Origin of the sequence: Iodidimonas gelatinilytica (assembly GCF_008579125.1) — a bacterium.
Lineage (GTDB): Bacteria > Pseudomonadota > Alphaproteobacteria > Sphingomonadales > Rhodothalassiaceae > Iodidimonas > Iodidimonas muriae.
In genome coordinates this window covers 79,420-102,242 of sequence record NZ_BKCL01000001.1, presented here as the reverse complement: position 1 = coordinate 102,242, position 22,823 = coordinate 79,420, and the positions used below count along the sequence as shown (strand labels likewise).

The following is a 22,823-nucleotide window of genomic DNA, read 5'->3' as shown; positions in this document are numbered from 1 at the left end:
GACAACTTGGCCTTTAATGCGATGAAAAATGGATTTCCGGCCCATGGCCCCGACGCAGGCCTAAATGCATAAAAGGCCGCCGCGAGCCAAGCATCAATTGTACAGAACCAAAAGACAAAAAAACCAATCCACCACAAGGGGTCGCCCCCATACGGGCATGGCTTCGCAAAGACGCCGCATTGAAAGCCGATATCCGGCTAATGGTCCACCGGATCGAATGTCGATGCAAATCCTCATTCACCGCATCCCAAAGGGCGGCAAAGGCAAATCCCAGGCGGTGATCGGGATGGATATACACATCGAAATCCCACACACAATCCGGCGCCAAAAGAAAACGGGCGCGCACCTCGTCTTCTTCATAGGCGCCCTTTACCAGCCACAGCCATGCAATCAACCGGTCTTCTTTGAACAGCCCATAGCATTGAGCACCTTGAGAAAACCGATAGTCCAAAATCTCCTCGTCAATGAAGGTGGCGGCAAGCATTGGGTCTTGTGGCTCAAGAAGGCGGCAGGAAAACCGCGCCCGACGCGCCGCGCCAAGCGAGGCACGGTCCGGAACGGGCTGCCTGACCAGGCGATAGGCATAAAGCGAAACCGGCAAGGATTGCGCGGCGAATAAACGGTGCAAAAGATAAAGCACAGCCCATCCCGCACCCAATTCCCGAACCAAGGCCAGTAAGCGTTTCATCCGTTATTCCGTGAACTTAAAGGAAAAGACATGTGAACTATGGACAAAAAACCCTCTCCAAGATAGGACACAAAGTAACAGGTTTTGGCCAGAGTCTGCCTAGACACTGCCAAGAAATACAGGGGAAACGATTATGAGCGCTTTTGATAAAGTTCGCGATGTTCTCACGCAGGCGCTTGGCCTTGGCCCACGCGGGGAAAAGCTTCAACCGTCCACCCCCTTGATGGGCGGCATCCCCGAATTCGATTCCATGGCCGTGGTGACAGTGGTATCCGAATTGGAAGACCGGTTCGACATTTTGTTTGAAGATGATGAAATCAATGGCGAGGTTTTTGAAACCGTTGGCAGCCTGAGCAATTTTGTCGAAACAAAACTAGCCGCGTGCTGATCCAATGACAGGGCCTTATGCTGCCCCGCCAAAACTATCGGCCTCTTTCCCTGTCGGCCCAAACGGCCCCTTGTTCGTTCTGGAGATTGCCTCAATATCTGCCGCACCCCGCGCAACGGTGCTGCTTATGCCACCCTTTGCCGAGGAAATGAACCGCTCCCGGTACATGCTGGCACAAACCGGACGGGCCTTGGCCCGACAAGGCTTTCGCGTTTTGCTGGCCGACCCGAGCGGCACCGGAGACAGTGCAGGCGATTTTGAACAGGCCAGTTGGGACCGCTGGATCGCCGACCTTTCTTTTCTGCGTGATATGGCGCGTCTTGATACGGAACCTTTATGGATCGGCGGCGTGCGGACAGGGGCCTTGTTGGCAGCCACCCTTGCGCATCAAGAGCCAGACGGCATTGACGGGCTTTTGATGATCCAGCCGGTTCTATCGGGAAAACGCTTTCTGACCCAATTTTTGCGGCTTCGCGTTGCCGCTGCCATGAACCGGGGACAACGCGAAAGCACCGCCCAATTGATGGAGATCTTGAAAAATGGCGAAAGCGTTTCTGTGACCGGCTATCCCCTTGGACCGGATATGGCCGAACAATTAACGCGCCTTTCGCTTAAAGACATGCCGCCCCCACCGGATTTGCCCATTGAATGGATTGAAATCGGCAGCGATGAACGGGAGACAGATGCCATCGTGGATATCCTGCCCCCAAGCTGGCGAACCGCCGACCGGCAGGCCCGCTATCATCAGGATCAGGCCTTTTGGGCTTTGCCCGAACCTGTGGCCCCACCCAAAATCATCGCGCTGATCCAAACCGCCTTGATGAGCCATCACCCATGAGCACCCGCCCTTCCCCCATGGATGTGCAAGAATCTGCCCATATTTTGCAGTGCGGCAAAGACCAATTGGTGTCCGTTTTGCATCAGGCAGAAAAGCCATCCAACCGCGCTGTTCTCATCATTGTGGGCGGGCCGCAATATCGCGCCGGCGGGCACCGTTATTTCGTGAAACTGGCGCGGCGATTGGCGCAAGAAGGCTATAGCGTTATGCGTTTCGATTGTCGCGGCATGGGTGACAGCGATGGCACCCATCCCGGTTATGAACATCTGGAAAAAGATATTTCCACGGCCCTTGAGGCGCTGTTCAGATTGCTCCCCCAAACGAAGGACGTCGGTTTATGGGGGTTGTGCGACGGGGCATCTGCCAGTGTGCTTTATTGCCACAAAGACCCCCGAATCGGGCGGCTGATGCTGCTGAACCCCTGGGTTCGTGACGATGAAGCCTATGACCGGGTCTTGCTGCGACATTATTATGCCAAGCGATTGTTTGATAAAGAATTTTGGCTGAGTTTGTTGCGCGGAAAAGTCAACCCCTTGCACTTTCCCCGGCTTCTTTTAAAGCTGGCTCGCCAAAAGCTGGCACCGGCCAAAAATGGCCCCTCCCATGACAGCCCTTCAGATCAGGCATCGCCCATGGCCGCGAAACTGGTAGAGGCTTTAAGCGCCTTTAAAGGCCCGGTGCAGCTGGTTCTAAGCGGCAATGATCTGACCGCCAAAGAATTTGAACAAGAAGCAAACCGCATCAAAATATGGCGCGCCCTTCAAAACGCATCCAATTTTCAAACGCTCGCGCTGACAGAGGCAGACCATACATTCTCTACCCCTGAATGGTCGCAAGCGGTCACCGAAAAAACCCTTGAATGGATTTCTGCCCCTTAAGTCTCAGGGCCTTAAACCATGCGTGGCTTTCTATCCCGCAGCCACAATTCCAGCATGATCAAATCCCACACGATATAATCCGTTATAGCCGCGCCTTCTCGAGCATGGGCGGCAATAACGCCCTCCAGAAAATCGGCCCGGAACACACCGCGTTTCCCAAGGCTTTGCAAGCAATCCACCGCAATATCGCGTAAAGGCGGATAGCTTTTGGTCCATTCGGAAAAAGGCATCCCGAAGCCTTGCTTTTTCTTGTTCAAAATCGCATCGGGCAAAAAGCCCTTCATGGATTCTTTGAAAAAATGCCGTAAACGCGTGCCCGACAATAAAAGCCGCGAGGGCACTTTCGCAGCAAAATCGATCAGATCATCATCCAGCATAGGATAGGCCACGTCGATATCCGCCAACAGGCAGGCTCCGTTTACCTTGCGAATATCATTATCGGCCAAAGTGATCCGCATATCCATATGCAGCATGGAAGCCAGCATATCGTCGGTTTCCGACTCTTTATAATGCTGCGCCCATAGATCATAGGGCTCTTCCACATTGATTTGGGCCAGCATTTCCTCTGTAAAAACGCGGCTCAACTGGCTTCTATGATAGATGCCGGGATTGTGCATGCGTTCGGGCATGGGAAGCCGCGCCCGTTGAGAATAACGCTTGGCTTTGCCGATGGGGCCAATGGCCAGCGGTTCTGGAATGCGATCAAGAATGGGCTCTCCCAAAACCCGCAAAAGGGCCGGAACTTTATGATAGTGGGAAAGAATGGTCTGATCGGCATAGCGCTGGTTTCCCGCAAACAGCTCGTCACCGCCATCCCCCGCCAAAAGCAAAGACACATCCGTTTTCGCCATGCGCGCACAAAAGGTGGCCGGGATCACCGAAGAATTGCCAAATGGCTCGTCAAATACCCGCACGATCTCAGGTAAAATATCCACGACATCTTGCGGCTTCAGGCAATATTCCCGATGTGCCAGCCCAAAATGCCGGGCCGCCAGCTGCGCATATGGGCCTTCATTATAGCGATCTTCTTCAAATACAATGGTATAGGCTGGCGCCGGCCGGTCCAAGGATGCGCCCAAAAACCCACAAACCGTGGAGCTATCCAACCCACCGCTTAAAAACGCACCGACAGCACCGGTGTCTTGGGCGGCGACGCCCGCATCTATCGCGCGGTCAACGCTTTTTGCCAAATGCGCCTTCAAATCTGCGCTCAAGGCCGCCATATCCCCTGCCCCATCGGGCTGATAGGGCGTCTGCCAATAGCGGTGGATCGACGTGCTTCCAGAACGCCCGGAACCACGCCCAATGTTGTGGCTCAGGCTATGGCCACTCAAAAGTTTGTTGATACCGCGATAGACGGTGCCCGGCGCAGGCGAGACATAATTCATGGCATAGCGATAAAGCCCTTGCGCATCCACCTTGGGATCAAGGGAGGGATAAGCAGCCACCGCATCGGTGGTGGTGGCAAAGACGCAACCATCGGGCACGTCTCCATGGCACATGGGATCAATACCCACACGGTCAATCGCCAGAAACAGGCTGCGGGCTTTCTTGTCGATCACAGCCAGCGAAAAAGACCCCTTTATCTGCTCCAGACAGGCGCGGCCTTCCCGTTCCCAACAGGTGGCAATGCTTTTGGCACGGCCCAAGGCCCGCGCTTTTGCTTCATCCCTATCATCCGCCCAACGCGGCATTCCCGTAATCGCCACAACAAACCGGTCGCCCGCATGAAGGCGATCATCTTCGCGGGCCAAAACAGCAAGACCCGCCCAGCCGTCCTCCCATTGCAACAGGCGCTCTCCCGCACGAAGAACAAGCCCATTCGCCATATGCGAAAGTTTTGAGCGGCCATCCAAGCCAGCCCGAGCATCAATCCACCCACATAATCCCGGCACGGTTCGACAGCCCCTTTGTTACGACCCATTCCCAAGCATCTGACAAACCCACAGCATATGGGATAACAAAAAAACAGCCACTGCTTTCGACCATTTTCCTTATATATAATGGTAAAATAGCACAAGCGAATGCCCAACTTCGATTCTACCCGGCATTCCCGTCTTTTCTCAATGAAAAGCCCTTGCATTCTTACAAGAAAATACCGCTCTATAGGGCCAAGCGGGAACGAAACAGGCATTATGGGCGGCATGGGCAAATCTCAACAAAGCGCGAACCCGAAAACCATCATGATTTTCGGGTCCCCTCGGTCTGGCACCACATGGCTTGGCAAAATTTTCGACAGCCATCCCCAAAGCCATTATCTGCATGAACCGGAAATTGCACAGCCCACAACTGTGCCGGTGTTCCCTCCGGATGAAGCCTTGGCCATCACGCAGCTCGCCACCGATATAGGCGGCTGGCTAAATGCACGGGATGTGCGCACCACAGGAACGCGCCCCATCATCCGCAAAAAGGGGGAAAGTGCCTTCCACCATGCCTTGCGACAGGCCAATATATACGCGTTCAAGGGGATGGAGCGACTAATCCCGTCCATGGCAATGGCCGGGCCCGTTTTGCAACCCCCAAGCAAAGCGCTGACATTGATGGTCATAAAAACGGTCAATATGTTGGGGCGGGCCACTTTATGCCTTCAAGCCGTGCCGCGTCTTCAGGGAATCCATCTGGTAAGGCACCCCTGTGGGCAGATCGCGTCTATAATGCGCGGTATCGAAAAATTTGGCGAAAGGTTTGAACTTTCCAATAGCGCCCTACCCTATTCTCCTATGGGCAAAAGAGAAGGGCTAAAGCCGCAAGATCTGGCCCATCTGTCTCCCGTTGAAATTTTGGCGTGGAAATGGGCGGCCTTCAATGATGCGGCCTTTCAATCTCTTTCTGACTCCGACCGCGCAATTATCGTGAGCTATGAAGACATGACCTGCGACCCTTTGGGCAGCGTGCAACAGATGTTTACGCAATTGGGATTGGAATGGGCTCCGGAGGTTGAGGCCTTTATCCGCGCCTCCTCTGAAGGTACAGAGCATGACTCGCATTATGGATTAAAGCGCGATCCACGCCTCGCCGCTTTGCGTTGGCAATCGGAATTATCAGCGGATACGGTCAAAACCATTGAAATGATCTGCCGGAAAACCGCCGTGGGGCGCTGGGCTTTCAATGTAGGGACAGGCGATATGGCAGACGGTATAAATAAAGTCACCTCTAGCTTATCCTCAGGCTGATCAAAGCATCACCATGTCACAGCCCCCTGCGTCCTTACCGTCTTTAAAGCGCTCCCTTGCCTATGTCTTTGGGGGCCGTTTTATGCGGGCGCTCATTCAAATCGCCAGCGCCGCCATCATTGCCCGGCTTCTTACCCCAGAAGAAATGGGCATTTTTGCCGTTGCATCCGCCTCTATCGCCATCAGCACGGCCTTGGCGGAATTTGGTATCCATCCCTATCTGGTGCAGGTGGATGCGCTTTCCAAAGCCATTGTGGGGCGGGCCTTCGGATTGATGGGCCTGATCAATTGGAGCCTTGCATTCCTTCTTTTCTTCGGACGCGGCGTCATTGCCCAATTTTACGGCAATCCGGAGATTGAAAATGTCATCGCCGTTTTGTCGCTCAATTTTCTCTTCAACCCCTTTGTCACCATAGGCCTTGCCCTTTTGATGCGCGAGCTACGCTACGGAAAGCTCACCATTATCAATATCATGGCGGGCGGCGCGGGATCGGCCATATCGGTTTTGCTTGCACTGCAGGATTTTGGCCCCATCTCCCTGGCCTTTGGCTCCATTGTTATGAAGCTGATGCTGATTATCGGCATTTTCCGGCTCAAGCCGATGTATCTCAGCTTTCGGCCCCGCTTTCGTGGCCTGAAAGAAATTGTCGGCTTTGGCTCTTGGGCTGTGGGCGCAAGCCTTGTGCAAAGCGCAGGCAATCAATCCCCCGAATTGATCATCGGGCGAGGGCTTGGTTTGGAAGCCGCCGGACTGTTTGATCGCGGCATGACCGTAACCCGGCTGGTCAATCAGCAGATCGCCGGAAGCCTCAGCACCGTCCTCACGCCATTTTTCGCACAAGAGCGGCGCGACAAGCTGGATTTGAAGGCGCGCTTTCTGATCCGCTTGCAAACCACAGCCGGGGTGATTTGGCCCCTGATGCTGATCATGGCTGGCAGTTCCTATTCGCTGATCCTCTTCCTGTTCGGCCCGCAATGGACCCAAGCCGCGCCTGTTGCGGGCATTCTGGCTATCAGCGCCACCTTACATATGCCTTTCGGCATTGGCCGCCAGCTTTTGCTTTCCCATGGCAAGGTCAAACAGATTTTCCTGATCGAAACCTCGATGCAACTCGCCAAGGTGGCTTTGATCGTGCTGGCCGCACGCCACGGCCTGCCTTATATCGCCGCCGCCCTGATCGGCCCGGCCATCATTTTCATCATTTTAGCCAATTATCAGGTGTCCCAAGTGCTTTCCCTTCGCGCAAGCGATTGGTGGACAGCCCTAAAACCAAGCCTGTTGGTTACATTTGGGGTTGGCCTAACCATAGGAGGAGTGGTTTATGGGCTTGGCTATGCTCCCAAGGGTTTGCCAATCGCCAATCTGGCGATATATGGCAGCATCGGCCTTGCGGGTTGGTTGATCAGCCTATGGCTTGTGCGCCATCCCATGCGCCTTGAAATAACAAGACTCTTAAAGAAAATAATAAAAAAAAATAAATCTCAGTAGCGAAACAAACAATCATCAAGCTATTTAATAATCATAGCCGAGCTCGTTGATATCGTCCCAATAGTATTTTTCCACAAGTTTCCGGGACTTCTTATTGTAATATTTTCTATAATCTGCGCCTCCTTGGCTGTTCTTTTTCGGAAGATCTTTTTGTGGAATGCCAATATGCTCACAGATTTTAAGATAATCCTCTTCAAAATTCTCGATCCGCCCCACGAAATCCAACAATAGCGCACCGTTTTCATCGGTGATGTCAGGCCAAATTGGGGCTGTATGGGTCGCCACATGCCGCTCTTTGCCAATCTTCTCCCAAAATTCCGGCAATCGTTCCAAGAAATGGTCGAACCGATAGTGCGATATCACCTGACGTGGCCATGTAAAGGTCCAATTGCGGGTCAGATAGCGCCAAGATGAAACCGCACGCCCATAGGGATTGCGCACAATGGCAAATTTGAAGCGATTGGAAAATTCCGGCTCGGGATAAAGGAATTTTTTGGCAAATAGCAAACGCTTGAATTCATAATCGCCCAAAGGCACCCGGTAATTGTTCAAATTATCGTTCCAGTAATCTTGGGGCAATGCAATGAATGGCGTCGTCGCACCAAAGCGATCCACCTGCTTATAAGAACTGCCCAAAGCATCCCGCAGGCTGGTTCCCCCGGCTTTGCGGATATGCAGCCAAATATAAGGCTTGGTCATGCCACTCCTTTTATGCTGACAGGGTGGCGACGGCACGGCGGGCACAAGCCGCATAGCGCCCCCCATAAAAACGCCAGGTGCCCAGAAAATGCACCAAGGCCGCTTTGGTCACATCAGTATCCTCGCGATGGTTGGTGTATTTTGGCATTTTCAAAATCAAGGGATTGGGGGAATTGGCCACGAGGCTGTTCACCGTCACCTGTTCAGACCCCCATTTGCGCCATTCATCCCGGTCGATATGTTGTTCGATTTTCTGGCAGAAGGCTTCCACATCAGCCCATTCATAGAGACCTTTTTGATAACCCGCAAAACCCGAACAGCCGCGCACATAGCGGAAATTATCGGCATCGGGGAATTTCACAAAAGAGCGCTCGGCCTGAATCTGGATATGATCGGACGTGAAACCGCGCGCATGCTCCAATGCCTGCGCTGGCGTCCAAATTTCTTCACAATCAAACGACCCCAGAACAAAAGACCGGTTTTCCGCCACGCACGCCTTGATTTCCGGCAAATCATCCAAGGCCACAACATCGGAATCCAGCTTGATCACATAGCGGTCTTTCGAGGCATCAATGGCGCAGCGCAAACCGCGCCATGCAATATAATCGGGACATGCCCCCGTATCCACGGTGGCGGCATCGCGGATCTCTGGATTGCAAAGATGCTGTTTGAGCAAAGCCTTGTCGCTATCGGTTAGCGACCCATCATTGACGATGAGAATGTCCCCGCCGCCAATGCGCGGATAAAAGGATTTCATCGCCACCAGATACATGATCACATCGTCATGGCACAAATTGGACATGATCAGGATCGGCGCGTCCTTATGTGTGATGGGGGGCACGCCCAAAATATGCCGCGCCTGACGTGCAAATCTGCGTTTTTTGAGCGATTTGCGGAGTTTATAAAACATCTCGTCCCTGTCCCTGTCTTCAAGCCTTAAAGGCTGTGATATGTCCCGATTGTTGATATGAGATCAGCTTGGCTCGAGGAAAACTCAGAGCCGCGGAGCCTCTGCCTTTATGAACGGGGTTTACACCAATGTGACAGATCTCTGCCCAAAAGCGCTCCCAGTTTTTCCACTTCCAAAGCCAAATCTGCGGCCAATTGATTATGCACATGATCCGGCATCGGCGGACGTGGTTGGAACTGCGTATTGAACCGTTTAATTCTGTCTTTCACCGCCACCCGCCATTCGCGCTTGGGCAATAACAAGCGGCTGAAAGCAGACACCCAATCCGGTGTGTAGCGTAAGAAATTGGTGATTTTTGCACTGCGCGCCCGCTTGTTTGCATTTTCAACCTGGAAATTTGGGTGAAATTCTGGGTCCACCCCCAAAAATTTCAAAATGCCGCGATAGGTTCCGGCCAAATCCGCGCGCACATCTTCATAAAAAACAATGTGGATTTGTTCGCGGGGGAAATGCTCAAAAAACCGTTCAATCTGTTCGGAAAAAGCCACCACATCCCGATAATGCAGCACCCTCTCCCGATAATCCGCACGCGCTTCATTGAAATTGGCCTTACGCTCATTTTCCAACGCCAAGGCTGTTTCCAAATCCGTTTCCTGCTCGAACGCTTCATACACAATCTGTGAATGATGCGAAGCAATCACATCAATGGGATCCCGCAGCATGATCAGAATTCTTGCATCCGGTTGATAGGCACGAATGGCTGCAGCCGCCGTTTTGGACAAAAGATAAAAGACCGAGCTTTCCCCGACAACAGGCTCATCACTTACGTCTTTAAAAAGACCAAAATAGCGCTCCGCAGAACACTCCATAGCCCCGTGATACAGATCTTTGGCGAAATGGTGCGGTTCCTTGGCTGGCGACATGAAAATCTGTGGATGCTGCGCCAAATATGTATCCATCGCCGTGGTGGCACATTTGGGCGCCCCCACAATAAAGAAATTCGGTACAGCGCGCCCCTGCACCGAACATCCTGTGATGACAGGCTTTGCCCCTGTTACATCCACCTGCTTTTCGATTACCGTCATAACCCCTTCGCCCCGCCCCACAAATTCTACCCAATATAGGCCTATACGGCTTCATATTCTCGCCGCACGCCCCCTAAAAAGCTCATGTCGAAAATATAATGCCCGTTAATTTGGAAAATGCTTCTGTATCTTCCCGCAAATAATCTGCCACAGCCTCTTTCTCATGGTCTTTCATCTTTGGAAGAGATCGGGTCAAAGCCCCCCGCGCGCCATCAATGAAAGAAGATGGCAAAAGCCGACGCGCCATATGAGTCATGCGCTTCATACCCTGTTTGGCTCCGGGAAGGCGCATAAGCCGCTGCATCCCCGGCGAATATTGATAGCTGACATTGCGGCGCTCGGAATTGATTGATGCCGACCGGTCCACCGCCAAGCCCGCATGGCTCCATGCCCGGTGCACGGCCTCTTGCGGATTGGCCGTCACATCACTGGACGACAGGATCAAAAAACGATCCATACCGAAATACTGTAGATAACATTGAAGCTGAAAATGATAGCGGCTGATATCCAGATAAAAGGAATTTTCCGCAATCGCTTTTAAAAATGGGCGTGTTTCTTCCCCCGCGCGGACGCTATGCCAATAGCCCGCATAGGTGCGCGCAACAGGATCGCGGACAATATAAATAAAGCGCGCATCGGGGCTGGCTTTATAAATACGCTCTGGCACACCAAATCGCGGATTATCCTGTCTTTGCTCATCGGGATTGATGGGGGCGCTGGAATAGCTTGTCGACGCATCCAGAAGAACCGCATCTTCAGCTTTGGTGAATTTGTTTTTATACCAATCCAGCCCGGCCTGACGATGAACGGTATAATAATCGGGCTCCTTCGGATTTGAAACGACCACAGATGAATGTTGCCCCACAGCTTGTGCAAAAAAAGTGGTCGCGCTTTTTTGTGCGCCGATAATAAACAATCGGGGCGGAAACCCAGTATTTTGTATCATTTTATATTATTCTTCGCCGTATCTTCAGATTGCGGGGCTGGATATTCGACCAAATAATGCATCATCACCTTTCGAAATCCCACAGCCCGCCACCGCATGGTATCGCCGACGATATACACGCCCATCCATGGCAAGTCTGCAGGATGGCCGCACCGCACCTCATCACGGTAATACCAAGGATTGTCCCAGATCGAAAAAGCATTGAACGGGTGCACCTCACTATTCGACCAGCTCAACTGGCGAAACCGGCACCAATAACGCAAACCGATCCACGTATTGCCGCCATATCCCAAACCTGTCAGGGGAAAATTTTCATTTAGCCATGCGCTTAGCTCTGGCGTATCAATAACCGCAAGGCGGCCTTTTCGCCCCTTGAAAGACAGGCGCTGGGCTTTGGCATTGGCAGTTTCCCAATTTATTCCATTTTTCAAGCCCACATCTCTGGCAAGCTGATAGTAGCTGCCGGTTGCTTCATTGAAAATCGGTTCAGAGCTCCATGTAGGGTCACCTTTCCGGATGGACTCTTCAAGAGATTGCCGCCAATCCGTTTCCGAAGCCATGGACGATTGCGCCCATAAAACGCCCGATGTCCCCCATAAGCAAACGCTTATACAGAGAGTAAAAATCGCACGTTTAACCATGATCATCGTTCAAACCCATGTTCAACATTTAAAGCATGGTATATGTGATAGGAACGAAATTCAAACAATCAGCGCCTGATCAAGTTTTTACCTCTTTGGCGGGGTGGCATAAATTTTTTAAGCTTGGCCCACCCTCGACAAGCGCCAAGGCCCGTGCAAAGATTTTTTACAGTCCGCAATAGCGATTGGAGCCAATAAGGCCATGGTTGATCAGCTTTCTATTCTTTTAGGCGTTTTTGGAATTCTGTATATCGTTTTTTGGTTAGTTAAAAATGATGGAGCCAAATCAATCCAAGATCAGAAGGGCCTCATTAAAATGCGCGCAAACCCCGAAAGAAAACCTTTAAATATGGCCGCAAAACACACACAAAAACGGTCACATAAAGTACGGCATTAAGCTTGCCATATAGGCCATAAAGCAGCCTGAAGCACATGGCAAAAGCATCTTCATCGCCGTAGATAAAGACAAGTCAAGGACACTGCATGACACTTTCATCCCTTTTTCTGCTTGTCTGTATTCTTATCCTGGTGCCATTAATTTTCATCTCCCCTGTGGTGGGACTTTATTCCTATCACTGGATTTCCCTTCTCAATCCGCATCGGCTTGTTTACGGCCCTGCTTATTTCTTCCCTTTTGCTATGGTGTTGGCTGGACTGACCATTGGTTCCTGGCTGATTTCGGCAGAGCAAAAAAAGATCACCTTCACAGCTCCCGTCATTATTCTGCTGATTTTTGCCCTGTGGGTCACCTTCACCAGTTTTTTTGCACAAGTTCCTGAAAGCGTCTGGACTTATTGGGGGCGAGCGGAAAAAACCTTTCTCATGACCTTCATCACCGTCATTCTGGTGACATCGCGTGAGCGTATTCACGCTTTGGTTTGGATTCTCGTTCTCTCCGTCGGAGTATTGGGCATTCGCAGCGGCATTCCCACCATTGTTTCGGTAGGCAGCCACCACGCCTATGGCCCACCCCAAAGTTTCATTACCGACAACAACGCCTTGGCGCTTGTCCTGGTGATGACACTGCCGATGATACGCTATCTTTATCTTGAAACCCAGAACAAGTGGATTCGCTATGGGCTTCTGGGCATTTTCACCTTGGCGGTTTTTGCCATCATCGGCACCACATCGCGGGGCGGTTTTTTGGGGCTGGTGGCGGTTGGAACAGCCCTTGTCTGGAAATCGCGCCAACGCGTGACCATTTTCTTTCTGGTTATCGTTTTTGGGGCCGCTTTGGCAGTTTTTGTTCCCCAAAAATGGGTGGACAGAATGGAAACCATCGAAAATTACGAAGAAGACGCCTCGGCTATGGGGCGTCTCAATGCCTGGACGTTCGGCTACCGATTGGCTAGGGAAAATCCCCTGACCGGTGGTGGCTTTCGTCCCTATCTCGATAGCGACCTCTATATGCGTCTTGTGCCCGATGCGTTACGTCCGCGATCTTTACACAGCATTTATTTTGAAGTGTTGGCCGATCATGCTTTGTCGGCCTTGGGATATTCCTTGCGCTTCTATTCGCCACATGGAAGGCTTTTGCAAAGGTGCGCAAGCTGACCAAAGAAAAGCCGGATCTGATGTGGGCCAATAATCTGGCTTCCATGGGGCAAGCCTCGCTTGTGGGATATATGGCGGCGGGAGCTTTTCAAAATCTGGCCTATTTCGACCATATCTATACGGTCATCGCCCTTTCGGCGATCCTGCTTGTCTATGTCCAGAAACAAACAACGGAAGAACCGGTGTCCCGGGAATTCCACGACAATATGGAAAAAAAGCGCTTCACCCGCCACCCCTCCATTGCGGGGCGCAGAGCAAAATCATCAAGCCTGTCCTCTTGAAAAATCCGGTCACGTACCATTTTTTGGTGCCTGACGGATCAAGCGATCCGCAAGATTAGTGACCTTTCTGGCATTGCCGTCCCATGTGAAATCGCGCTTTTCTATCAGATCATGGGCCGCCTGCCCCAAAGCACGGCGTTTGACGGTGTCTCGCGCCAAAACAGCGATGGCATCGCTTAGCGCCTTATCGTCCTTCGGATCGATCAGCAGAGCTGTTTCACCATCTGTAACCAATTCACGGATATTGGGCCGATCAGGCGCGATCAATGCACATCCTGCCGCCAAATATTCAAACAGCTTCAAAGGCGAGGCATAATCGGTCACATCGGGTTGCAAGGCCACATCGAACGCCCCCAAAAGAGCGGGGATCTCTTCATGCGGGCGAGCGCCGGTAAAGGTCAATTGCGCGGCAATGCCAAGATCTTGCGCTGTTTGGCGCAAAGCTTCGCTGGCCGGACCTTCCCCCACAATAAGCAGATGCAGATCGGGGTCGGCCAAATGTGCAAAAGCATGAAGCACCCGATCCAGCCCATGCCATTCCCGAACATAGCCCACAAAGCCAAACACGGTTTTGCCGTCCAAGCCCAGTTTGGTGCGCAGCTTGCCATTTCGAATATCACGATAAAGCTCGGGCCGCACGCCATTGGGGATCACATGGATGCGGCCCTCGGCCACACCTTCTCGGCGCACATAATCCGCCAGAGCATCACTCACCGGCAACACCGCATCCGCCCCGCGCCAGACCTTGCGTTCCATCGCACGGGCCAAGCCTTGAAGCTGCAAATTCCCTAAAAGGGCCCGCTCATGGCACAAAGGCGCGTTCACCTCGATAAGATAGGGAATGCCAAGCCGGCGTTTCAACCACAGGCCCGCCAGCAAAAACGAATTATAGCGCTCATAAATAAAATCCGGAGAAACGGCATGGGCCTCCCGCTTCAAAGGCGGATACGCCTTGAAATTATAACCAGCCTCCAGAACTTCGCCCAAAACGGCAGGAAAGTGCGCGCGCAAATCCCCCAATCGTCCGGTCAGCGTTTGTTTGCCATCGGATTTTGCGGCTTGCGGCCCCACCATATGAACCTGATGGCCAAGGCGCTCAAAGGCACCGACCAACTCCTTCACATGCACCTGCATGCCGTCGGCGGCCAGAATTCGATGATGATATAAAATTCGCATGTTGGACCGCGCGCTATTTCAGGGTAGGAATTTATCTTTAGGGATCAGTGGAATTAAGGGCAAGAACTCGTTACCTTTTTCTAAGGGCGGGCTGTCAGGGGAACTTAAAGACCATGTATCGTCAATTTGAAACGCACGTCCGTCAAAGGGCCAAGGATCAACACAAGCACGGCAAGAAGGCGCGGCAAAGGCCATTGTCGGCCAAGGCCGCGCATTATACCGCACTTTATGGCTCTACGGCTTTGGCTTTCGGTTTGTTGGCGTCTTTCCCCCAGACAGCCGTGTTCGCTGCGGATACGTCATTCACCATCCCGTTTGTTCTTCAATCATCAAGCCCCGAAGTGGTCGGTTCCGGCCCGGAGAGCGCAGGCTATATCTATGAAATCGGTCCCGAAGATGAGTTAGCCATCGTCATGCGCGGCGAAAATGATGTATCCGGCGATTTTCAGGTGCGTCCCGATGGCCGGATCGCCCTCCCTCTTTTGGGGGATGTGGAGGCCGCTGGCCGCACAACGGATGATTTGGCCGCCCATCTGGAAGACGCCCTTGCCCGTTATTATACCGCCCCTGATGTAACCGTCACCGTGACACAGGCATCGGGCACCTATGACGACCGTATTCGCATCATCGGCAATGCCTTGCCACCGCGCACAGTTCCTTATCGATCGGATCTCACCGCTTTATCGGTTTTGACCACCATTGGCGGAGTGCCGAAAACCGCCGCGGCCAATAAAGCAGCCATCATCCGCCGGGAAAATGGTCAGGAACGGCGCATTCCCTTGCGGTTGGGGGATATCCAATCCGGCAAAAATCTGGGGGCGGATACGCCTTTGAAACCCGGCGACATTCTTTTTATCCCGGAAAGCTTTTTGGCTGGCGAGCGTAGCATCGAGCTTCCATGACGGTGTCGCAAAGCTATAGCGACAATCTCAATCTGCGCCCCAGCGGATTTAAGGAAGACTCCTTCATCACCGAATTGGTGCCAGCCGTTCGTGTGGCTTATGATACGGCGCGTCTTCAGGCAGATCTAACGGCGCAATTGCGCTTGCAATATCGCACAAATACCGATGACGAACTGACCATCGCCCCCGACATGTTAGGCGCTGCTTCAACCGAATTGGTTGAAGGATTGCTGTTCACCGATGCCGCCTTGTCTATTTCCCGCCAGCAAACGGATACCCGGCGGGGACAATCTGCAACCGTCAGCAATATCGCCAATACCGAAGTGGTCCAAAGCTATCGCCTTAGCCCTTATGTGACCAACCGGCTTGGGGATATTGCCACCATGGAAACCCGCTATCGCACCGGATTGGTGCTGATCGGTGCCAGTGACCCGGATCCGTTCAACCCCACCTTGCTAGCCGGACAAGAGGCGACAGACACTTGGGAAAACACCGGAATTGTGACCATTCGTTCGCAAAATCAACGCCAAGCGCTGAATTGGGAACTGACCGGAAGCTATTCCTATTTCGACCAAAGCAACCAGACAGACCGCGAACGCACCAGCATCATCGCCGAAGCAACCTATGATCTGAGCGAAAGTTTCACGCTGATCGCCCGTGGCGGCTACCAAAAATTCAATGGCGGCGGCTCGGGTCGTGACGTTGACGACCCGCTTTATATGGGGGGCTTTCGCTGGACTCCTTCACCGCGCACCCGATTGGAAATCACCGGCGGTCAACGGGACGGCACAAAAACCGTCAATGGATCGTTCAACACCGCCATTGGGCAAACTTTTGAATTGAGCCTGTCTTATGACGAACGGGTACAGCTCGATCAGGAACGTTTGCTGGACGCCCTCCCCACCACACCAGGAGAGATTGATCCATTGCAACCGCCCGGCTTGCCTTTTTCCCTACGCAATACGGCCACCAAGACCGAATCCGCATCGGCGCGTCTTTCCGGGCGTTTTGGAACGACCACGATCAGTATGAATGGCAGTTGGCAGCGTAATGAAATCGAGCTCGCAAGCGGGGACACCACCGATGAAAAAACACTCCGCGGCCAGATCAGCCTGACCCAACCCATCAACCGAGATCTGACATTCAATGCCTCTGGCTCCATAACGGATCGGGATTTTTCGGCGGAGGCAATCAATAGTCAAGCCCGCGACGATACGGATTATCGCGGCAATGCATCGCTGACCTATACCGGGTTCCAACGGCTTGCCCTGACCCTTAGCTATGGTATCTCGACGCGGGATTCATCGTTGGATATTCAGGACTTTACTGAAAATTCCATCAGCCTGTCCGCAACCATGCGTTTTTAAAATCCAGCTTTGGGCCGCCATCAAGCCGATGTGCGGCCTTTTTTCGCCAAAATGCCGGTAAACAGATCCATCTGCCCACGGCTGGTTTCCTCCCAGGAAAACCCTTCCGCATAGCCGCGCACATGGGCAGGGGATGGCGGAGCCTTGAGAATATCCTCTATCGCTGCGGCCAGAGCCTCTCCCGTTCTTTGGGGAACGATGCGCCCGGCCACAGGGCTTTGCACCACTTCAGGCGACCCATTGACCGCCGTCGCCACAACCGGCGTACCGCAGGCCATGCTTTCCAAAAGCACATTGGGCCATCCTTCCCGCGACGAGGCCAAAACGAACACATCCGCAGCGCTATAAATAGCCGAAAGCTGTGCATGGGGGATCAGCCCCAGAAAATGCACATGGTCGGCCACATTCAAATCTTTGGCAAGCTGCCTTAAAGCCGCTTCTTCCGGCCCTTTTCCTGCGATCAAAAGGCTCCCTCGCCCCATATAGCCAGCGCCCGGATCACCAGATCATGGCTTTTGCGTTCGATCAAATGCCCCACAGATGCCAGCACCGGGCCTTTTATGCCCAAAGAAGTCCGCAACGACGAAGCCCCTGCTTCATCACGGGAGAACCCGATCAAATCCACACCATTGCGCAGAACCGTCACCCGATCGCCGTCGATACCAAGAGCCGCCAGATCATCAGCAAGCGCCGCACAAACCGTAATCAACCCGTCGGCCCGTTCCGCCGCCTTCCGGATCATGCGGCGAGGCAATTTGTATTTCGGGATCAAATTCAGATCCGTGCCACGGCCCGTAATCGTGAAAGGAAGATCAAATTCCTGCGCCAACAAGGACGCCGCCACCCCGTCAGGATAAAAATAATGGGCGTCGAGCAAATCAAACCGATGTCCCTCGTTCAGCAATCGACGCACCACCCGCCGCGCTGAAAGATAAAGCGTATAGGGCGTGAGCAGCATGCCCATTTTCGGCACCACCACATATCGCGGATGATAGATGTTCAGGCCGTGCCTTTGCTCGAAACGAGGCACCCCGGCATAATCCGCATAGCCCCCGAATTTTGGATGACGGGACGGGAACCACGGCACAGGCGCCACGATATGCGCATGATAACCGCTCATGGCCTGCAAATGGCGCAGCCGGTTTTCAACAAACACGCCATGATGGGGCTGGCGCGCATTGGGAAATAATGTGGAGAAAACGAGCAGGTTCATTCAACGGTCCAATGCGTCTTGGTAAAGCGTCCCATAGGCGGCCACCATCTGCGGCAAATCATAATGCGTAACGGCCTGTTGGCGACACAATTCCCCCAGTTTTTGTCGCAAGGGCCTGTCCTGAGCCAAATGGATCAATCCTTGCCGAAATCCCGATGCATCCTCTTGCGGATACACAAAAGAGCGGGCTTCCATGGGTACAATCCGTGCAATATCCCCCGCATCATAGGCAAGCACCGGAAGGCCCGCCGCCATGGCTTGCAACAACGCATTGGGCATCTGCTCGGTTTGTGATGTCATGGCGAACAGATCGGCGTCAAATAACATGGGCCGAATATCCGCCACATGGCCCTCGAACTGCACCTGCCCGGCAATTCCCAACGCCTTGGCTTGATCTTCAAGGGCGGGCCGGCATTGGCCCTCGCCCAAAAACACAAGCTGCGCTTCGGGATTGGTTGGCAAAAACTGCACAAAGGCCGTCAACAGCCGATCCAACCGTTTTTCGGGGCGCAAAGGGGCAACAGACAACACATTGAACCGGTCTTTATGGTCTGTCTGTTTTTCAGGCGGGCTGAACCACGCCGTATCCACGCCATTGGGGATAAGCATCAAGCGCTTTGGGGCCACCCATTTTTCCAAAAGCGCAAGGCGATAAAGACTATGCGACGGCACCACCAATCTATGCACCTTCGACAAGGCAAGGCGGCGCATCAAAGAGCGGCGTCGCAAAGGTTTTTCCGCCTCTTCCGGCCCAAAACCGCTTTCAAAATGCAGATGTGGAAGAGCGGTGAAACGCCCGGCCAGCGCCCAATCCATCGCCCCCCAATTATAGGTGCACAGCAGATCCGGCGCGAGGATTCGTAAAGACCGGCGAATTTCCAGGACGGACCCAAGGCCGGATTGCGAAAATTCAGGATCCACAAAGCCTGCTTCAACCATGTCGGACAGATGCAAAGAGGCCGATTGATTGCCATCCAGTGCCAAAATCTGGTGCCGGTAAGCGCCGCCCAATTGCTCCATGATCTTGGCAATGCGCAGTTGCACACCGCCGGGGGCAAAGGTGGGGAAAACATGCAGAACCAGTGGCGCAAGACCAGAGGTGTTTTTTACCCTTTTGTCCCGTCCGGAAACCGCCATGCCTTCCTTAACGCGCCCCATCGGACCAGATCACCACACGCAGGGTTTGCAACACGATGGACAGATCAAAAACCAGACTGAAATATTTGATATAAAACAGGTCATATTGCAGCTTTTGCCGCGCATCTTCCGTTGAAGCCCCATAGGGATAGTTCAGCTGCGCCCAACCGGTAATCCCTGGCCGCACGCTATGACGCTCTTGATAAAAGGGGATGTCATCGGTGAGCATCTTCACAAACATCGGCCGTTCAGGGCGCGGCCCCACAAAGCTCATATCGCCTTTCAAGACATTGAGAACCTGTGGTATCTCATCAATGCGGGATTTGCGAATCCAGCCACCGATCCGGGTCACGCGCGGATCGGATTTCTGGGCCCACTGCGCCTCACCATCCTTTTCCGCATCATCCCGCATGGAACGGAATTTGATCAATATGAACGGTTTGCCGCCCAGCCCCACCCGTTCTTGCCGATAAAAGGCGCCGCCGGGGCTTTCCAAACGAATGGCAATGGCGGTGATGATCAACAAGGGCATGGTGAAAATCAACAAGGCCAGACTAAGCAGAATATCGAAAATCCGTTTCAGAATCCGATGGAAAGGGCTGGACCGAAATCCACCGCTTTGGAAAAACCAACTGGGCTTCAAGGCATCCAGATCGATCCGTTCCTGAACCCGTTCACAAAAGGTTTGATATTCGGTCACATTGATGCCGCTCAGGCGGGAATTGATCAAAGCCGTCAAGGGCAGTTGCCCCCGGCGTTCTTCCATCGCCACCACGATTTCATCCACATCCTGACTTTTTGCATAGGCGGCCAGATCGTCCGGCATATCAACGATCTGGTCTTGATCCACCCGAGGCGACAGCTTTTCAAGCGCCACAAAGCCAATGGTGGAAAACCGGTTGGACCGCCCTTCCTTCTCCAGCTTTTGAATCCGCGCGGCCTGCCCGCCGGTGCCCAAAACCAGCACTCGTGTTTTAAGCTGCGATAATTTTGTCAGGCGCACAAAGGCCAGACGCAAAAGCAAGACGCTGGGAAACGCCATAGCCAGCGCAAGAAGCAGGATATCAGGCGGAAGGCGCAAATAACCGATCATGTAAACCATGATCGCATAGGCCGCATATCCAATGGCAAAAGCCGCCAATACGCGCACCATCAGATCAGCATAGCCGGTTGAAATGTGCCAAGTGAACAGACCAACCGCCAACATCATCAGTTCAATTAGGATACAAACGGACGCCACACTTATCGCCGTGCGGAGCGTGATGTCCAAGGGTGACTGATTGTCCAGCGCCCAAAAGCTCACGGCAAAGCACGCTGCCATCACCATACATTCGATGATCGCCAATGCATAAAATGGTCGTGCGTTGTTAGATAAAGACATAATCCCCCGAATACACCCCTGTCAGCTTATGAACAAATATATGCCACATGGCGTGTTAATATTTAACGTAATTCTTTACGTAAATGCTTTTTCGTAAAAATATCTTAATTTTAATCTCTTCCAGACAACCGGCGAAATACAAAAAGCAATCCTTACACAGCAACTTTCTGAGTCTCCTTTACTTTTTTCCCATGAACACGATCCAGAAAACCCGCAAACATCATCAACGCCCATAAAGCTGGCTGTGATCACGGACGCCGGACATATGGCTTTCCACCAGCTGGTGAAGGCAGGCCTGATTAAAAAAGCCACTCTCAAACAATGCGCCGCCCAACACCGCTTCACGCACCCGCGCTTTCAAAGGTCCGCGGAACCAACGGGCCAGTGGCACCGCAAAGCCCATTTTGGGCCGATACAGCACATCATTGGGCAGCATTGGCTCCAAAGATTTCTTGAAGATATATTTGCCTTCACGGTTTTTCAGCTTCAGCGATGGCGCAACAGAGCCGGACCATTCCACAAACTGATGATCCAGCAAGGGCACCCGCACTTCCAAGGAATGAGCCATGCTGGCCCGATCCACTTTTGTCAGGATATCGCCGGGCAAATAGGTTTTCATATCCACATATTGCGCCCGCGATAAATGATGGTCGGTGGGGGCCTTTTCCATATGGTGCTGGATCAGTTCCACCGCCCGATAGCCTTGCAGATCGCGTTTAAAAGCCTCGGAATACAGGGATTCCCGCACATCATTGGACAAAATGGAAACGCTGTGGAAATACCCTTCTGCCGACGATCGAGCCAAGGCCTGAAGGGTGGATTTGGCGCGCAATGGGCGGGGGGCCCAATCCATCTTGGGATAAATCCCGCCGGCAAGGCCAAAAAGCGGCCCGCGCAAAGCTTGCGGCATAAATCTGCGGACGCGTTCTTCATAATCATGCCAGCGATAGCGGCGATAGCCCGCGAACACTTCATCACCGCCATCCCCCGACAAAGCCACGGTCACATGCCGCCGCGCTTCCTCGCACACACGATAGGTGGGAAGCGCCGAACTATCGGCAAAAGGTTCATCGTAAATCTGTGGCAAGTGCATCAGAAGATCGAAATCTTCCGGGTCTACCAAGCGTTCATGATGTGTCGTTTTGAACTGTTTGGCTACTTTTCGCGCATATAGGGATTCATCATAATCCTTGTCACCAAACGAAATAGAGCATGTATTCACCGGGTCCGGCTGCGCTTTGGCCATCATCGCCACCACCGCGCTGGAATCGACACCGCCGGACAAGAACGCCCCCAAAGGCACCTCTGACACAAGGCGAATACGCACCGCCTCTTCCAGATTGGCACACAAAGCGTCGGCCTGCTCGCCTTCAGGAATCCCGTCATTTCGGTCGAACCGCATATCCCAATAAGCATGGGGACTGGCCGGCTCCTTCCCACGCTGTTGCACCAGAATATGGGCCGGTGCCAGTTTCTGTACCGATGTATAAATGGACCGCGGATCAGGCACATAACCTAATGCGAAGAAATCCTCCACCGAGCGCGGATCCAGTTCACGCCCCAAGCCGGGATAGGGAAGCAAGGATTTCAACTCGGACCCGAAAATCAAGAACCCATCATCTGTAAAGGCATAATAAAGCGGTTTGATGCCTAACCGGTCACGGGCCAGAAACAGCGTTTGGCGGTTTTTATCATAAATGGCAAAAGCAAACATGCCGCGGAAATGCTCCACGCAGGACGGGCCCCATTCTTCCCAGGCATGAACGATCACTTCCGTATCGCTGCGGGTCTGAAAATGATGTCCTTTTTCTGAAAGCGTCTGGGCAAGTGCGGCAAAATTATAAATCTCGCCATTATAAACAACGCATATGGTTTCATCTTCATTGAACATGGGCTGGTGCCCGCCGGCCAGATCAATGATCGACAGGCGGCGATGGCCAAGCCCGACCCCCGGTTCAACATAAAATCCGTCATCATCGGGCCCACGATGGCCGATGGCATCATTCATCTCCCGCAGCATCGCGCGGTCAACGGAGCGTCGATCCCCAAGATCGAAAATACCTGTAAGTCCGCACAT

21 protein-coding genes and 1 pseudogene are annotated in these 22,823 nt (G+C 53.0%); 9 read left to right on the top strand and 13 right to left on the bottom strand.

The window, feature by feature from the left end; all coding sequences use genetic code 11:
* Positions 1-13: 13 nt before the first annotated feature.
* Positions 14-688 (bottom strand): GNAT family N-acetyltransferase, encoded by a 675-nt coding sequence (locus tag JCM17844_RS00475; RefSeq protein ID WP_149999187.1) that lies wholly within the window; start codon positions 686-688, stop codon positions 14-16.
* Between the two features lie 133 nt (positions 689-821).
* Here JCM17844_RS00475 and JCM17844_RS00470 point away from each other — a divergent pair, with 133 nt between their 5' ends.
* The 3 genes from JCM17844_RS00470 to JCM17844_RS00460 are packed head-to-tail and all read left to right on the top strand — an operon-like array spanning position 822 to position 2,792.
* Positions 822-1,076 (top strand): acyl carrier protein, encoded by a 255-nt coding sequence (locus tag JCM17844_RS00470; protein WP_149999186.1) that lies wholly within the window; start codon positions 822-824, stop codon positions 1,074-1,076.
* 4 nt (positions 1,077-1,080) lie between these two features.
* Positions 1,081-1,914, top strand: coding sequence for an alpha/beta fold hydrolase (locus JCM17844_RS00465; RefSeq protein WP_149999185.1), 834 nt, complete (start codon positions 1,081-1,083; stop codon positions 1,912-1,914).
* A complete protein-coding gene (locus JCM17844_RS00460) occupies positions 1,911-2,792 on the top strand; it encodes a hydrolase 1, exosortase A system-associated (protein WP_149999184.1) in 882 nt (293 codons plus the stop codon). The genes JCM17844_RS00465 and JCM17844_RS00460 overlap by 4 nt, the downstream gene beginning before the upstream one ends.
* Before the next feature lie 11 nt (positions 2,793-2,803).
* Here the strand turns inward: JCM17844_RS00460 and JCM17844_RS00455 are convergent, their stop codons facing one another.
* Positions 2,804-4,621: an asparagine synthetase B family protein gene (locus tag JCM17844_RS00455; protein ID WP_149999183.1), complete on the bottom strand. Its 1,818-nt coding sequence runs from the start codon at positions 4,619-4,621 to the stop codon at positions 2,804-2,806.
* A 315-nt stretch (positions 4,622-4,936) separates the two neighbouring features.
* On the opposite strand from JCM17844_RS00455, the gene JCM17844_RS00450 reads away from it, so the two are divergent.
* Complete coding sequence (locus JCM17844_RS00450; protein WP_210431040.1) at positions 4,937-5,965, top strand: sulfotransferase family protein; 1,029 nt, start codon at positions 4,937-4,939, stop codon at positions 5,963-5,965.
* Positions 5,966-5,978: 13 nt separating this feature from the next.
* The gene (locus tag JCM17844_RS00445) at positions 5,979-7,454 is read left to right on the top strand and encodes an oligosaccharide flippase family protein (protein WP_149999181.1); all 1,476 of its coding nucleotides are present in this window, start codon (positions 5,979-5,981) and stop codon (positions 7,452-7,454) included.
* 24 nt (positions 7,455-7,478) lie between these two features.
* On the opposite strand, the gene JCM17844_RS00440 is transcribed toward JCM17844_RS00445, so the two are convergent.
* The 5 genes from JCM17844_RS00440 to JCM17844_RS00420 form a co-directional block, all read right to left on the bottom strand.
* A complete protein-coding gene (locus JCM17844_RS00440; protein WP_210431039.1) occupies positions 7,479-8,153 on the bottom strand; it encodes a sulfotransferase family 2 domain-containing protein in 675 nt (224 codons plus the stop codon).
* A gap of 10 nt (positions 8,154-8,163) precedes the next feature.
* Positions 8,164-9,063, bottom strand: coding sequence for a glycosyltransferase family A protein (locus JCM17844_RS00435; RefSeq protein ID WP_149999179.1), 900 nt, complete (start codon positions 9,061-9,063; stop codon positions 8,164-8,166).
* Between the two features lie 107 nt (positions 9,064-9,170).
* Positions 9,171-10,148 carry a sulfotransferase family protein gene (locus tag JCM17844_RS00430; protein ID WP_149999178.1) on the bottom strand — a complete coding sequence of 326 codons (978 nt, stop codon included), beginning with the start codon at positions 10,146-10,148 and terminating at the stop codon, positions 9,171-9,173.
* A gap of 82 nt (positions 10,149-10,230) precedes the next feature.
* Positions 10,231-11,094, bottom strand: a complete 864-nt coding sequence (locus tag JCM17844_RS00425; protein ID WP_149999177.1) for a sulfotransferase family protein — start codon at positions 11,092-11,094, stop codon at positions 10,231-10,233.
* Positions 11,091-11,654: a C-type lectin domain-containing protein gene (locus JCM17844_RS00420; RefSeq protein ID WP_149999176.1), complete on the bottom strand. Its 564-nt coding sequence runs from the start codon at positions 11,652-11,654 to the stop codon at positions 11,091-11,093. Before JCM17844_RS00420 ends, JCM17844_RS00425 begins: the two co-directional genes overlap by 4 nt.
* 564 nt (positions 11,655-12,218) lie before the next feature.
* On the opposite strand from JCM17844_RS00420, the gene JCM17844_RS00415 reads away from it, so the two are divergent.
* Entirely contained in the window at positions 12,219-13,289 is a 1,071-nt protein-coding gene (locus JCM17844_RS00415) for a putative O-glycosylation ligase, exosortase A system-associated (protein ID WP_149999175.1), read from the top strand.
* Positions 13,277-13,570: a hypothetical protein gene (locus JCM17844_RS00410; protein ID WP_149999174.1), complete on the top strand. Its 294-nt coding sequence runs from the start codon at positions 13,277-13,279 to the stop codon at positions 13,568-13,570. The genes JCM17844_RS00415 and JCM17844_RS00410 overlap by 13 nt, the downstream gene beginning before the upstream one ends.
* Positions 13,571-13,579: 9 nt before the next feature.
* On the opposite strand, the gene JCM17844_RS00405 is transcribed toward JCM17844_RS00410, so the two are convergent.
* On the bottom strand, positions 13,580-14,746 hold the full coding sequence (locus JCM17844_RS00405; RefSeq protein ID WP_149999173.1) for a glycosyltransferase family 4 protein: 1,167 nt from the start codon (positions 14,744-14,746) through the stop codon (positions 13,580-13,582).
* Between the two features lie 113 nt (positions 14,747-14,859).
* Between JCM17844_RS00405 and JCM17844_RS00400 the strand changes: the two genes are divergently transcribed.
* The gene (locus JCM17844_RS00400) at positions 14,860-15,648 is read left to right on the top strand and encodes a polysaccharide biosynthesis/export family protein (protein ID WP_149999172.1); all 789 of its coding nucleotides are present in this window, start codon (positions 14,860-14,862) and stop codon (positions 15,646-15,648) included.
* A complete protein-coding gene (locus tag JCM17844_RS00395) occupies positions 15,645-17,015 on the top strand; it encodes a TIGR03016 family PEP-CTERM system-associated outer membrane protein (protein ID WP_149999171.1) in 1,371 nt (456 codons plus the stop codon). The genes JCM17844_RS00400 and JCM17844_RS00395 overlap by 4 nt, the downstream gene beginning before the upstream one ends.
* Positions 17,016-17,035: 20 nt before the next feature.
* On the opposite strand, the gene JCM17844_RS13885 is transcribed toward JCM17844_RS00395, so the two are convergent.
* The 5 genes and pseudogenes from JCM17844_RS13885 to JCM17844_RS00375 form a co-directional block, all read right to left on the bottom strand.
* Complete coding sequence (locus tag JCM17844_RS13885) at positions 17,036-17,479, bottom strand: glycosyltransferase (protein WP_210431038.1); 444 nt, start codon at positions 17,477-17,479, stop codon at positions 17,036-17,038.
* On the bottom strand, positions 17,476-18,228 hold the full coding sequence (locus JCM17844_RS13880) for a glycosyltransferase (RefSeq protein WP_210431037.1): 753 nt from the start codon (positions 18,226-18,228) through the stop codon (positions 17,476-17,478). Before JCM17844_RS13880 ends, JCM17844_RS13885 begins: the two co-directional genes overlap by 4 nt.
* Positions 18,229-19,365, bottom strand: coding sequence for a glycosyltransferase family 4 protein (locus tag JCM17844_RS00385; protein ID WP_210431036.1), 1,137 nt, complete (start codon positions 19,363-19,365; stop codon positions 18,229-18,231).
* A gap of 7 nt (positions 19,366-19,372) precedes the next feature.
* On the bottom strand, positions 19,373-20,746 hold the full coding sequence (locus JCM17844_RS00380) for a TIGR03013 family XrtA/PEP-CTERM system glycosyltransferase (RefSeq protein WP_149999169.1): 1,374 nt from the start codon (positions 20,744-20,746) through the stop codon (positions 19,373-19,375).
* Between the two features lie 152 nt (positions 20,747-20,898).
* A pseudogene (locus tag JCM17844_RS00375) lies at positions 20,899-22,823 on the bottom strand (XrtA/PEP-CTERM system amidotransferase).